The 14,225-nt window shown below is 27.7% G+C and carries 11 protein-coding genes; 5 read left to right on the top strand and 6 right to left on the bottom strand.

Annotated elements, in window-relative coordinates; translation table 11 throughout:
* Positions 1–903: 903 nt before the first annotated feature.
* Positions 904–1,926 (bottom strand): 6-phosphogluconolactonase, encoded by a 1,023-nt coding sequence (pgl, locus tag M9397_RS00945; RefSeq protein ID WP_250227099.1) that lies wholly within the window; start codon positions 1,924–1,926, stop codon positions 904–906.
* A gap of 266 nt (positions 1,927–2,192) precedes the next feature.
* Between pgl and gpmA the strand changes: the two genes are divergently transcribed.
* On the top strand, positions 2,193–2,888 hold the full coding sequence (gene gpmA / locus M9397_RS00940; protein ID WP_250259800.1) for a 2,3-diphosphoglycerate-dependent phosphoglycerate mutase: 696 nt from the start codon (positions 2,193–2,195) through the stop codon (positions 2,886–2,888).
* Positions 2,889–3,078: 190 nt separating this feature from the next.
* On the top strand, positions 3,079–3,789 hold the full coding sequence (locus tag M9397_RS00935) for a Bax inhibitor-1/YccA family protein (protein ID WP_250259798.1): 711 nt from the start codon (positions 3,079–3,081) through the stop codon (positions 3,787–3,789).
* A gap of 154 nt (positions 3,790–3,943) precedes the next feature.
* Here the strand turns inward: M9397_RS00935 and ychF are convergent, their stop codons facing one another.
* The 5 genes from ychF to lolB all read right to left on the bottom strand — a co-directional run bounded on the left by ychF (position 3,944) and on the right by lolB (position 8,429).
* The gene (ychF, locus tag M9397_RS00930) at positions 3,944–5,020 is read right to left on the bottom strand and encodes a redox-regulated ATPase YchF (protein WP_250259796.1); all 1,077 of its coding nucleotides are present in this window, start codon (positions 5,018–5,020) and stop codon (positions 3,944–3,946) included.
* Positions 5,021–5,098: 78 nt separating this feature from the next.
* Complete coding sequence (pth, locus tag M9397_RS00925; protein WP_250227095.1) at positions 5,099–5,701, bottom strand: aminoacyl-tRNA hydrolase; 603 nt, start codon at positions 5,699–5,701, stop codon at positions 5,099–5,101.
* Positions 5,702–5,945: 244 nt separating this feature from the next.
* Positions 5,946–6,884 (bottom strand): ribose-phosphate pyrophosphokinase, encoded by a 939-nt coding sequence (locus tag M9397_RS00920; RefSeq protein ID WP_250227094.1) that lies wholly within the window; start codon positions 6,882–6,884, stop codon positions 5,946–5,948.
* A gap of 106 nt (positions 6,885–6,990) precedes the next feature.
* A complete protein-coding gene (gene ispE, locus M9397_RS00915; protein WP_250259794.1) occupies positions 6,991–7,857 on the bottom strand; it encodes a 4-(cytidine 5'-diphospho)-2-C-methyl-D-erythritol kinase in 867 nt (288 codons plus the stop codon).
* A complete protein-coding gene (gene lolB / locus M9397_RS00910) occupies positions 7,854–8,429 on the bottom strand; it encodes a lipoprotein insertase outer membrane protein LolB (protein ID WP_284150762.1) in 576 nt (191 codons plus the stop codon). The genes ispE and lolB overlap by 4 nt, the downstream gene beginning before the upstream one ends.
* A gap of 717 nt (positions 8,430–9,146) precedes the next feature.
* Between lolB and prfA the strand changes: the two genes are divergently transcribed.
* The 3 genes from prfA to kdsA all read left to right on the top strand — a co-directional run bounded on the left by prfA (position 9,147) and on the right by kdsA (position 12,245).
* Entirely contained in the window at positions 9,147–10,229 is a 1,083-nt protein-coding gene (prfA, locus tag M9397_RS00905) for a peptide chain release factor 1 (protein ID WP_250227092.1), read from the top strand.
* A complete protein-coding gene (gene prmC, locus M9397_RS00900) occupies positions 10,229–11,065 on the top strand; it encodes a peptide chain release factor N(5)-glutamine methyltransferase (RefSeq protein WP_250227091.1) in 837 nt (278 codons plus the stop codon). Before prfA ends, prmC begins: the two co-directional genes overlap by 1 nt.
* 346 nt (positions 11,066–11,411) lie before the next feature.
* A complete protein-coding gene (gene kdsA, locus M9397_RS00895) occupies positions 11,412–12,245 on the top strand; it encodes a 3-deoxy-8-phosphooctulonate synthase (RefSeq protein WP_250227090.1) in 834 nt (277 codons plus the stop codon).
* Positions 12,246–14,225: the final 1,980 nt, after the last annotated feature.

The following is a 14,225-nucleotide window of genomic DNA, read 5'->3' as shown; positions in this document are numbered from 1 at the left end:
TCACGCATGAAAAAAATATAAGATAATTTAAATCTACTTTAATGTTAATGCTGATCAACACACAATTTTGATCTCCAAAATAATAAAAGTAAAAAGCTTATAAACCACGATACCAATGATGTAAATCAAAATACCGCTATTTAATTAAATATCGTAATGATAATGATCGTTAATTTTATTTATTCTTAATGCATGTCTTACCTTATATTATTTTAGATAAAAGTTAAAAATATATAGCAACTAAAAATCTATCTTCAATAGAAGATATAATCTAAATGTAATTTTATCTACGTTTAGTATTCAAAAAATTTAACTAATCCATATTGCAGATAAAAACATATATTTATGGGGTACGAGTAAACTCATGTTTCCATAATAAAATGAAAAAATGAATTAAAATAAATAAATGCTCTTTTTTAAAAAAAATATCCGCACATTTAAGAAGATTCGTCAAAAATTGTAGATTTAATTACTCAAAATGAATATTTCCGATAATCATATAATTAAAAATAACCACAAGTAATTATAACGATTTTTATAAAAAAATCTATCTTACATTATTTGTCTTTATCACTATAAGACACTTTACTTGAAAAACAAATATATTATAAATTTTTTCAGATTATTAGCTAAACAACTGACAACATAAACATAAGAAAAACAAGAAGAAACAAATCTTATAATTATTACTACTATGAATAATAATACAGAAAAATTAAAAATTTATTATTTTAATTTTTATAATGATAATTTGTGCTGTCTTCTTAACACAAATGATATCAATACACAGATGCATTCATACAAATTACTACTTAATCTATGTACGTAAAAATTATATTTATAAAAATTGTCCTCATACAAACATCACTGTATAAAAAAGATACATAATATTATTATATATACTTATTCACAATGCAATGTCACAACATTAACCCACATAGGACCTTGTCCTGATGAATAACGAGATAACGTAGTTAATTTTCCATTGTATAAATCAATATTGTATAAAGAGATATAATTTGATTTTTGACCTGCAGCCACCAAAAACTTTCCTTGACAATCGATGGCGAAACCACGCGGCTGTTCCTCAGTTCGTTGGTAACCAACAAATTTTATTTTTTTTGTATTTTTAGATATCTTCAGACAACTAATAATATTAACAGCTCTATCAGAACAATACAACCAACGTCCATCAGGAGTAATATGTATATCAGATGCCCAACACCGATTAATGCTAATATTTTTAGGAATTATATTTAATGTTTGAATAATTGTTGGAGTGTTGTGAACATTATCATATTTGATAACATCAACAGTACTTGCTAATTCATTAATGACATATGCGTAACAATCAAAACTATAAAACGTCATATGACGCGGACCACAACCAATATTAGTTTTAATAGTACACGGATCATATGGCGTTAACATTCCACATGAATTTATGCTAAATAATCTAATAGCGTGCTCCTGTAAACAAGGTACCCAAAGTAATTTTTTGAATTTATCTATATTTGAAGAATGACAACCTAATAAACCTCCTACAATTTGTACAGGACAACTCAGCATTCCTGACATACTTATAGGGATCACGCTTACCGTATGATCCCTATAAGATGTGCAATACAAACATGTACCCGTGTTGTCTGTAACCAAATGAGTGGGGCTACTGAAGATCTCTATGGTTCCATATTCCGTTAACAACCCCATCTGATTTATACGATAAATAATAATTCCAAAATTAGGACGTATGCCAACATATAAAAATCGTTTATTAGGATGCACAGCCATAGGCTGCACGCGCCCAGGAGTATACATTACCTGCATTAATTCTAATACCCCACGAATATTATCTAATTTCCAAACATAAATTTGTTGACTTTCCGGGCTAGCCACATAAACGATTTGCATCGTACGCTTATTCATTTTATAATAGTGCTAAATACAAGTTAAAAAAATCATACCGTATATGGCCCTCCAGTATGAGACTATAAATCTATATTAATTTTTAAATAATTCATAAAATTATCACTTTTAAATTACACTAGAACAAAAATATTATTTATAATATGCATATATTAACAAATTTCATTTTATTTCAATATTGTATATTACATAATTAAATAGCTAATCTAAAACAAGCAGTATATAATGTATTCTGTATGTTCGTAAATAAAATTAAGGAACAAATTATGAATATAACTAAACTAGTCTTAATAAGACATGGAGAAAGTCAATGGAATAAAGAAAATCGATTTACTGGCTGGGTTGATGTAGACTTATCAGATAAAGGACGTGCCGAAGCGCAATACGCTGGTAAAATTTTAGAAAAAAACAGATTTTTTTTTAATTACGGGTATACTTCAGTATTAAAACGAGCCATTCATACTTTATGGATTATACTAGATCAATTAAATCAAGCATGGCTACCAATAGAGAAATCTTGGCGACTAAATGAACGTCATTATGGGGCACTGCAGGGATTAAATAAAGATGAAGCTATAAAGAAACATGGTTACGAAACCATTCAAAAATGGCGACGCAGTTTTCATATCGTTCCTCCAAGGATTTGTGAAAATAGCCAATTCATTGCAACAAATGACCATCGTTATGCTAACCTCAGCGCTGATGAACTACCCAGCAGCGAAAGTTTAGAACTAACCCTACAGAGAGTAATCCCTTTTTGGGATCAATCTATAATACCTTGTATTAAACAAAAAAAAAACATTATTATCGTTGCCCATGGCAATTCTATACGAGCTATAATAAAATTTCTTAATCACTTAAATGAATCGGAAATATTTCAAATTAATATACCAACAGGTGTTCCTTTAATATATGAATTCGACAAGGACGCATATCCCATTCAACATTATTATTTAAAATAATATTCAAATAATAAATAATATTGTTTAGTTAACACTTTGATAAATCAAATGCATGATTATGTTATGCTTATTTTGAATTTTACACTTATTCTAAAAATGATGTTATGAAACATTTTGTTGATCACATGATTTGCTTACGATATAATGCAAAAAAGTTTTCTTATTTCAACTATTTTTTAAGGTGATGAGTATGGATCGATTTCCCCGTTTTCAAAACGCAGTATCAGAACGAGTTAATAACGCAATACAACCATATATATTACAAGTGTTCGGGTGGATGTCTTGTGGATTATTGTTAACAGCCTTTGTTGCTTGGTATGCTTCTCGAACTCCAGCAATACTTCAATTGTTATTTTCTAATCAAATAATGTTTTTTAGCTTGATTATCGGTCAACTAGCGTTAGTATTTGTTTTATCTGGTATGGTAACGCGATTAAGCGGTTCTTTAGCGACTACCTTATTTATGTTGTATTCAATGTTAACAGGGTTAACCTTATCCAGTGTATTTATATTATATACTACATCCTCCATATCTAGCGCATTTGTTGTAACATCCGGTATGTTCGGCGCAATGACATTATATGGGTATACCACTAAACGAGATTTAAGCAGTTTTGGCAATTTATTATTTATGGCTCTAATTGGTATAGTACTAGCTTCAATAGTTAATGTATGGTTGAAAAATACAGCTTTAATGTGGCTTGTTACATATGTTGGTGTTATTATATTCGTTGGTTTAACTGCTTATGACACTCAAAAACTAAAATCTATGGGAGCATCTTTATCTATAGATAATCAAGATCAATTTCGCAAATACTCGATTATAGGAGCGCTAACTTTATATTTAGATTTCATCAATCTATTTTTAATGATAGTTCGCATTTTTGGAAATCGCCGTTAACAATAAACAGCTAACAGTTACAGAAGATAAATGGCTCGGCCTATTGTTTTCTGTAGAAAAAACAATAGGCCGAGCCATTTATCTTCTGTAACTGTTAGCTGTTTATTGTTAACACTGTCATTAAATATGACAACACAACAATACACAATGCACACTAAATTTTAAACAAAAATTCCAATATATCCCCATCCTCCACACAATAGTCTTTACCTGAATAATATATTTTACCAACTTTCTTGACACCTAATTCCCCATTATAAAAAATAAAATCATTGAACTTAATAATTTTAACACGAATAAAACCCTTTTTAAAATCACTATGTACTTTGTTAGCTGCTTCTAATGCAGTCATTCCAATCATATATATCCAAGCACATGTCATATGTAAATTAATAGTAAAAAAAGTACGTAAATTTAATACAGAAAAAATAGCACTAACTGTATCATACAATATGTCTGTTTGCTGTTTTCTAATTGTTGTAACACAATCATCTCTATTTTTTAATAAAGATAACATTGAACGACATGAAATTAATGGCATTGCATCATGAGATGTAAGTGCAATCAATTGATTTAAATAAATATTATTCGTAACAGATTTTTCATCAATATTAGCAAAATAAACAATTGGTTTAATAGTTAAAAAATTAAATTTTTCAACATTCGTTCTTTCTACCTTAGAAAAACATACTTTCCTCAAAAGAACCCCGTCATACAAATAATCCAAACATTTTTTCAATACAAACAACTGTTGTTCAACATCTGCATTAATAAATTTATATTTTTTTTGTAATGTACAAATACTTTTTTCGCATTGCATAATATCAAATAATATAAGCTCGGTATTAACAATACCCACATCTCTATGAGGATTTATATCATTAAAAACATGAACAATTTGATTGTCATCAAAACAACGTACCACATGACACAATACTTTTGCCGAGCGAACATAATTTAAAATTTTGCTACCCATCCCAATGCCTTGAGCAGCCCCTTTTATTAAACCAGCAATGTCTACAAATTTAATCTTACCATGTACTGTTTCATTTGATGAAACAATATCCATCAATTGATATATACGCGAATCAGGTATCTGCACCACAGATATATTGGGATGAATAGTACAAAAAGGGAAATTAGCTATTTTAGCTGGCGCATTAGTCAATATCCTGAATAAAGTAGACTTACCTACATTCGGTAATCCGATAATACCACAATCAATTTGCATAAAATTTTAAACAATCAAAATATGTATCAAAATTCAATTTTATAAGCATATTTTTATAATTAAATTTAATATTTTTAATTAATATTTCCTTAAGACATTAGACTTATAAGTATGTAGTTGATTCATAACTTTAACAAATTTTTTATTAACTATATCTTCGGTATGTAATATCGCTTCATTAATTACATAGTTAATCCTACGTTTCTCATAAACAGTTGGTTTATTTAACACAAAATCAATGACTTCACTTTTGTCACCAGGATGACCTATGCCAATGCGTAAACGATAAAAATCATATTTATTATGAAGTTTAACAATAACATCCTGTAAACCACGATGACTGTTATTAATATTTTTACCTAATTTAATACGCATTACACCAGGCGGTAGATTCAGATCATCATGTGCAACCAAAATTTCTTGTGGACATAACTGATAAAAATCAACACATTTAGATACTGAAAATCCATTATTATTCATATACGAATCTGGTATTAATAAATTTACAATGTTGGTTTCTAATTTTAACTGCCCAATATATCCACACAACGTAGTATTCTTACTTAATATTACTTTATATCTGTTCGCCAAAGATTGAACATATCTGGAACCAAAATTGTGCCTAGTATTAAAATAACTCGTTTCAAAATTTCCTAATCCAGCAATAAGCTTAATAGTCATTATTATACACACCATCATACAATTTTATGAATTTCAAATTTAATTAACACTAATTTTGATGTTACAAATATATTTTTATTGTTACCTAACACACACTAAAAACCATTTAGTATTTTCAACATACATACCTTAATACTATATACTAAACATTCTAATTATTAGAATGATCATAAACGATTAACATGAAGAAAAATATAATATTTTCATATATATTAACATTTTTAAATATACAAATATGATCCTATTAATGCTCAAACATAGCAGAAATTGATTCCTCATTGCTAATACGTCGAATCGTCTCAGCAAGCATACCAGATAAAGTTAACACACGTACATTAGGTAAAGATTTTATTTTTGGTTTTAATGGAATAGTATCACACACTATGATTTCATCAATCATAGAATGTTGAATATTCTCGTAAGCGTCTCCAGAAAAAATTGGATGAGTAATGTATGCAAACACTCGGTGAGCTCCTCTTTCTTTTAAAACATCTGCAGCTTTACATAAAGTTCCTCCAGTATCGATCATATCATCTACTAATATACAGTCTCTATTACATACATCTCCAATAATATGCATAACTTGAGAAATATTAGCACGAGATCTTCGTTTATCTATAATCGCCATATCAGTATCATTAAGTAATTTTGCAATAGCACGAGCACGTATTACCCCCCCAATATCCGGGGATACTACAATAGGATTATTAAAATTTTGCCGCATCATATCTTCCAACAAAATTGGACTCCCGAAAACATTATCTACTGGGACATCAAAAAAACCTTGTATTTGTTCAGCATGCAAATCTACCGTTAAAATACGATCTACTCCTACATTAGACAAAAAATTTGCTACAACTCTAGAAGTAATAGGTACTCTGGCAGATCGCACTCTTCGATCTTGACGAGCGTACCCAAAATAAGGAATTACAGCAGTAATTCTAGCGGCTGATGCTCGTTTTAATGCATCAACCATAACAATCAATTCCATTAAGTTATCATTTGTTGGAGCACAAGTTGATTGAATAATAAATACATCTCCTCCACGCACATTCTCATTAATTTGAACACTTACTTCACCATCACTAAAACGACCAACAGAGGCCTTACCGAGATTAATGTATAATCTATTAGCAATACGTTGAGCTAATTCTGGAATAGCATTTCCAGTAAAAAGTTTCATATTTTAAAAAATCTCATAATTTTATATTTGCTAATACTATTAAACATTTACATAGATAATAATGATGACGCTGATAAGAATTTATTAAAATAAAAAATTGTTAATACTATAATGTAGTATGTTTCAATAATTCTTTATGTAATGGAGATAGATTTATTCCTCGTGTTACAATACTATTAATCCATGATGGCAAATAACTTTGAACTTGATAAGCAAGATATTCGGTCCTAAATTCAGAAAAAATACAAGAACCTGTTCCTGTAAGTTGTGCCGATGCAAATTGCGATAAATACTTAAAACACGTTTTTATTTCAGGAAATATTTTTTTTATAATTTCCTCAAAATCATTATGAAACGAAATAGATAATAATTCTCTCATTGATCGATATGGAGAATAACGATGATGCTCCAATTCATACATTTGAAAACCCCACGAAGTACTAATGCGAACCGACGGTACGATAATGAGGTACCATTTTCTAGGCACAAAAATTGGAGTTAATATATTACCAATACCTTCAGCAAATGCAGAATACCCACATAAAAAAACTGGCACATCAGCTCCTAGTATCAAACCTAAATGCATTAAATCATTTTTGTTCAAATAACAGTGCCATTGTTGATTAAGTACCAACAATACAGTTGCCGCATTAGAAGAAGCGCCTCCTAAACCAGAGCCAACAGGCAATACTTTATCAATAAAAATATCTGCTCCAAATACTGGTTTTTTATCTGGCCAACAATAATTTTGTAATAATTTTGCCGCTCGTATAATTAAATTATCACGAAATATTACATTATCCATAATTCCAAATAATCTAATTCTACCATCATTTGTCACAATTATTTTGATCGTATCACCATACTCAATGAATTGAAATAATGTCTGTAAGTAATGATAACCATCTATGCGACGTCCAGTTACATATAAAAACAAATTAAGTTTTCCTGGAGAAGACCATTGATAATTCATCGTATATTCCAGTGATTAATTACTAACTTAATATGATGTTGATCATAACATGCTTCCAAAACTTTAGGCAAAGTTGGTATATTATTAGAATAATAATTACGATAATATATAGATATATTTTTATCATCATGACAACAATTTATATAAGACAGACAACCGGTAGAATTCAACTTATATTCCACATTATTACCGGGCAATCCAAGAATCCATTGTTGCGATTGTTTCAAAAAATAACTGAAATCTACAATCCATTTATGGATTTCATTTTTAAAATCAGCGTTTTGATAAACTATACCATTTAAAATATAAACAACCCCATTTTCTATAGATATAGAAATTATAGTTAATCCAAAAATATTAAATAATTTCATGCAACAATTATTATTATTGTAAATCCAAGTAAACCTAACATGCACCTTCTTTTTGTGATTAACTGTATAAATAATAGTACCTTGTATTTGATAATGAAATATCCGGGATATTGATTTTTTATGATTGTTCCACATGCACACTAATTTATCTTCATACAAACCAAAATTATGATGATAAACACAAGAAACACAAATAAACATCATTATACCAAACAATCGAAAACACCTATATTGATACATTTAAATATTAAAATTAAAAATCATTATTCAAAATATAAATGTCACTTATTCTACTCACTTTACAATTTATATCTTAAATACAATTATCTATCTGATAGTTAAGATAAATAATATTTGACTCATCTAAATATTTATTAAATTTAATATTTAACATCTTTAGATAAAAAAATACAATTTTTTCTACTTAATTTTTTTAAATTTCAATATTTTCATTTTTACTATTTATTCGAAATATCTATATACATATTAATTTATTACACAAATAATCATTACAGTTAAGTATTTATTAAATTAGTAACAAAATTAAATTTTTTAAATAATTTTAGTTGTATGCACAACTATATCCTTTAATAACTATTAAAAATTTTATTCGATGATAAACATTCATCACTTATAAGTTTATATGTTAAAAAAATAAAAATTAAATTGTTGTATGAATACAAAATATATGATATCATAATTCAGGTGTTAGTGTTTCAATTATATTTATAAACAAACATATATGGTTCTTTTTACTTTTGCATGTAAAAATAGTTAAAATATAATTTATGTCGTACAAAAAAAATCAACAATATCATGCAACAGAGTAATATATGTTTAAATTATACCGGTGAATTATTAACCTTATCAATTATTTTCTAAACAATAAAAATCTACTTTTCCTTAAGAAAAATATATATGAATCCTGTTATTGTCAATAAACTAATAGCCTTACAGGAACGTTTTAATATATTAGAAAAATTACTCAATAAACCTAATATTATTAATGACAAAAAACATTTTCGTACCTTATCTAAGGAACATGCTCGACTATCTGAAATAGTTATTCATTTTAAACGTTGGTTGAATATAAAACAAGAAATAACTAATACAAAAAAAATGCTTGACGATATAGATATGCATGATATTGCACAAGACGAACTCAAAACATTCTATTTGAATCAGTATAATCTTGAACAAAACTTAAAAATACTATTATTACCCATCGATCCTAATGATCAGCTAGGTTGTTTTATTGAACTAAGAGCTGGAACCGGTGGAAAAGAAGCAGCAATTTTTGCAGGAGAACTATTTCGAATGTATGCTCGTTATGCAGAAGTGCATCGATGGAAAATGGAAATTATTAATGTTGCTTATGGAGAATGCGGTGGTTACAAAGAAATCATTGCTAAAATTCCTTACAAAGGCGCATATAGTTTCTTAAAATTTGAATCTGGAGGACATCGCGTACAACGAGTACCACATACTGAATCTCAAGGTCGAATTCATACTTCTACCTGCACAATCGCTGTAATTCCAGAAATACCAGATATTGAATTACCGAGTATTGATCCTCATGATTTAAGAATTGATACCTTTCGATCATCAGGTGCAGGAGGACAACATGTAAACACTACAGATTCAGCAATCCGTATTACCCATATACCAAGTGGATTGGTTGTAGAATGCCAGGATGAACGTTCACAACATAAAAACAAAGCCAAAGCCTTATCGGTACTAGGTTCTCGATTACATGCTATTGAAATGAAACGTCGACAACAAGAAGTATCCTGCACCCGACGTAATCTACTAGGTACTGGAGATCGATCTGATCGTATTCGTACATATAATTTTCAACAAGGCCGAATTACTGATCATCGTATTTCTTTTACATCATATAAATTAAATGACATAATGAACGGAGAATTAAATATCTTAATACAACCTATTATCAATCAATATCAATCCGATCAACTTAATAAGTTATTAGAGCTCAAATAATGACATGGGATCAATGGTTACATTGGGCTCATTTAAAACTAAAAAAATCTATAAGCCCAAAAAGAGATGCAGAAATTATTTTAAGTCAAATCACCAAAAAATCTCGTACTCAATTATTAGCATTTGGAGAATCATTACTAAAATATGAGACTATTATTCAGTTAAGATCTTTAATCTATAGAAGAAGCAAAGGAGAACCTATAGCTTACCTTGTTGGTTCAAAAGAATTTTGGTCCTTAAATCTTAAAGTTGCCCCAGGTACATTTATTCCTAGGCCAGATACAGAATGCTTAGTAAGACATGTATTTGATTTATTAAAAGTATCTCACTTAAATGTTTTAGATTTAGGCACTGGAGTAGGCACAATAGCTTTAGCACTTGCATCAGAACGACCCAACTGGAAAATTACAGGAGTAGATTGTCAAAAACAAGCATTATTTCTTGCCCATAGCAATAAACTTTTACTCGATTTTAAAAATGTAAAATTTATATATGGAAATTGGTTTAAATATTTAATAGGGAAAAAATTTAACCTAATTGTTAGTAATCCACCATATATCGACAAAAATGATCCATGTTTACAATCTATCGATATGATTTTTGAACCTCAAAACACATTAGTATCGCAACAAAAAGGCTTAAAAGACTTAACAGTGATTTGCAAATATTCCACTCAACATTTACGCCAAAATGGATGGTTAGTCTTAGAACATGGATGGAATCAAGGAAATTATATACGTACTTTATTTTTAAAATATGGATTTACTCATATTCATACGATACGCGATTATCATCATTATGAGCGCGTCACATACGGAAAATGGAAATCCTATTAACAATATTATTATTTTATATTTTAACAAATTGCATATTTAACTGATAAATAATACAAGCTAAATAAATAAATTCAAAAACCAATAAGGATACACCGCAACTTAAATAACCATACAACAGTATTTAAGTATACACAAACCCACAAACTATATTTATACTATAAAAATATTAAATTTATCCAATCTTTTATATTATAATATATTTATTTAACTAAATCATAGCTGAGCAATGTTCATTACGAGGCTGATGTACTATGGTTATCTTTTAATGAATATCAGCACTAATCAGTGATTAAAAAATTTTACAGTTTTATGTTCTTAAAACTCAAAATGTTGGAAAATACAATACATGCAACAATTAATAGTCGATATCTCCAATATAAAAGTATCCAATAATTTACCATTCGTGTTATTTGGCGGGATGAACGTTTTGGAGTCACGAGATATAGTCATAAAAGTTTGCGAGCATTATGTCAACATAACTCATAAGCTAAATATACCTCATGTATTTAAAGCATCTTTCGACAAAGCAAATCGTTCATCAATTGATTCATATCGTGGGCCAGGATTAGAAGAAGGTTTACGTTTACTACAAGAATTGCGGGAAATGTTTGGAGTCAAACTTATGACTGACGTACATGAAATTTACCAAGTAAAAACTGTATCAGAAGTAGTAGATGTACTACAAATTCCCGCGTTTTTAGCCCGACAAACTGATTTAATTGCATCTATTGCGCAGACTGGTATGCCAATTAATATAAAAAAACCACAATATATGAGCCCTACTCAAATCATACACATTGTTAAGAAGTGTCATTCATTTAGCAATAAAAAAATTATTTTATGTGAACGTGGCACTGTATTTGGCTATAATAACTTAATAGTAGATATGCTAGGATTGAACATAATGAATCACGTTTCTAAAGGCTGCCCGATAATAGTAGATGTCACGCATTCTTTACAAACACGTAATCCATTAAGTCCCATTTCTGGAGGAAGAAATACACAAATTTATGATATCGCTAGAGCGAGTATTGCAGTAGGGATAGCTGGATTATTTCTGGAAGCACATCCTAACCCTCGTTGCGCTAAATGTGATGGATTCTCTGCATTACCTCTAAATCAATTAGAAAATTTCTTAAAGCAGATGAAAGCTATTGATGAATTAGTTAAATCTTTTTAAAATTACACATCAAAATATTGAATTAATAATAAAAAAAAAATTTTCTAATTAAAATTATTTTTTAATAGCAATGTATCTAAAATTTAATATTGCATATAAATATTTTAAATTTATTTAATTTTTTTCATGTAATCAAAAATATTACAACTTTAAAACATTACTATGACCATAGTAACATCCATTCGAAATTTTTTCATCATAAAATAAATATACTTCTGTTAAAAATATAACATCATATACACTTTATAATAAAAATTGTCATACATTCAGAATAGGCCAATCAACCAATTTAATATGTTTAACAGTTAAATTTTATTAATCCCAGTACCAATGATCAATCACAACATCACCTTAAACATAATTTATAATTTAAAATTAAATAAAAATCATAAAAAAAATAACATTTGCTGTTTTTTAAAAACAGTGTCGTATATCTATCATTTTATTATCGTTTATTAATTTTATTATTATATATAGATTTGAATTCTTATTAATATTCATTTAATATTATTATACCCGTGACGATTATTAATGAATTATATGTATTATAATACATATAATAACTTATTATGATCGGTTACGTTTACTTATACAAAAACTCATGCTAATAATTTCCAAATCTTACATTCATGGAATGCATCCAAAAAATTTGATGATAAGATATCACTATGTAAATAAAAAATAAATACAATAAAGTATATAAATATTATGCAGGTAGTACCTATACCTTTATGTAATAAATTAAAATACATGCGTACCAGTTACCTATAATGATTCGTTTTTATTTATAAATTTTCGTGTATGTTTTGTTTAAAATACACTTGAATTATCTGATTTTTGTTATTATTTTAATGTATTTTCATTAAAAAAATTAATAAGTAATTAATCTCTGTCAGTAACAAAATTTATAAATAATTAATTAAAAAATATTTTTTATTTTAAAGAATTAATCTTGATACACTCAAGATAACAAAAATTATAAATTTATAAAAAATATTAATTAAACACTTAATATAATATAACTACTAATTACAAATTCTAATATTTGGTAGAACATCAAAAATATATCCTCTAAACAAACATAAAGATCTATATACTTCTTATGCAGAAATATATATGCATTAATAAAAAATTATATTATTATCAATCAATTTTCAATATCAATTGGATTTAAATACGATTTTTAGAATTTTATATTCTTCACACATAACAATATTATGATAGAATGACAAAAATGTTACTGGTGTGAGGAAAATATTTTATAAGCATCAATAAATTGAAAGTATCTACGAGTATTCTATTATTTCTTCATAATAAGTTAATATGTTTAACATATGCTGCAGGATGGTATTTCATCCAATGAAAATGGCAGAATAAACCTAAACAAATTAAACCTTATTACATAACAAATAACATATAAAAATATTAGAATATAAATACCATCGTTAATGCTTTTAATAACTTTAAAAAACAAAAATCAATAAAATTATACTCCATCTCCTCTATAAGTTTAGAGAGGAGATGGATCTAAATTTATATAAAAAATTATTTATCTGAACAGACACCTATTAAGGTTACTGATATTTTCAATTTAACACATTAAAATTTAAATATTACAGTTATCATACAAAATATAGAACGGAATTACATATAATCACTTTAACTGTGCATATTTACTAAAACAACATGCAATGAGAAAATCAGTCCATTATAACACAACCAAAATAGCATTATAATCCAACAATAAACATAGGATTTTATTATGACATAGATCTTTATATTATCTCAAAAAATAATCTAATAATTATGTCAAACTCAGGTAATACTTGATAAAATAAAAACGCATATTTATTACAACCAACATTATCTAAAAAAATTACAGAAGAGTTATCTATGCACATGGTGAAGAATATATACAATATCCATTGTATATAACAAATATTTTACCTTATTAAACAACCGAGTTGTATTATCATGAAC

The sequence above is a fragment of the Blochmannia endosymbiont of Camponotus sp. C-003 genome (assembly GCF_023585685.1).
Classification (GTDB): domain Bacteria; phylum Pseudomonadota; class Gammaproteobacteria; order Enterobacterales; family Enterobacteriaceae; genus Blochmanniella.
This window is presented reverse-complemented; position numbering and strand designations above follow the sequence as displayed.

Bases quoted from the DNA above. Each gene is read 5' to 3' on its own strand.
- pgl (WP_250227099.1), bottom strand. From the start codon at position 1,926: ATGAATAAGCGTACGATGCAAATCGTTTATGTGGCTAGCCCGGAAAGT.
- gpmA (WP_250259800.1), top strand. From the start codon at position 2,193: ATGAATATAACTAAACTAGTCTTAATAAGACATGGAGAAAGTCAATGG.
- M9397_RS00935 (WP_250259798.1), top strand. From the start codon at position 3,079: ATGGATCGATTTCCCCGTTTTCAAAACGCAGTATCAGAACGAGTTAAT.
- ychF (WP_250259796.1), bottom strand. From the start codon at position 5,020: ATGCAAATTGATTGTGGTATTATCGGATTACCGAATGTAGGTAAGTCT.
- pth (WP_250227095.1), bottom strand. From the start codon at position 5,701: ATGACTATTAAGCTTATTGCTGGATTAGGAAATTTTGAAACGAGTTAT.
- M9397_RS00920 (WP_250227094.1), bottom strand. From the start codon at position 6,884: ATGAAACTTTTTACTGGAAATGCTATTCCAGAATTAGCTCAACGTATT.
- ispE (WP_250259794.1), bottom strand. From the start codon at position 7,857: ATGAATTATCAATGGTCTTCTCCAGGAAAACTTAATTTGTTTTTATAT.
- lolB (WP_284150762.1), bottom strand. From the start codon at position 8,429: ATGTTTATTTGTGTTTCTTGTGTTTATCATCATAATTTTGGTTTGTAT.
- prfA (WP_250227092.1), top strand. From the start codon at position 9,147: ATGAATCCTGTTATTGTCAATAAACTAATAGCCTTACAGGAACGTTTT.
- prmC (WP_250227091.1), top strand. From the start codon at position 10,229: ATGACATGGGATCAATGGTTACATTGGGCTCATTTAAAACTAAAAAAA.
- kdsA (WP_250227090.1), top strand. From the start codon at position 11,412: ATGCAACAATTAATAGTCGATATCTCCAATATAAAAGTATCCAATAAT.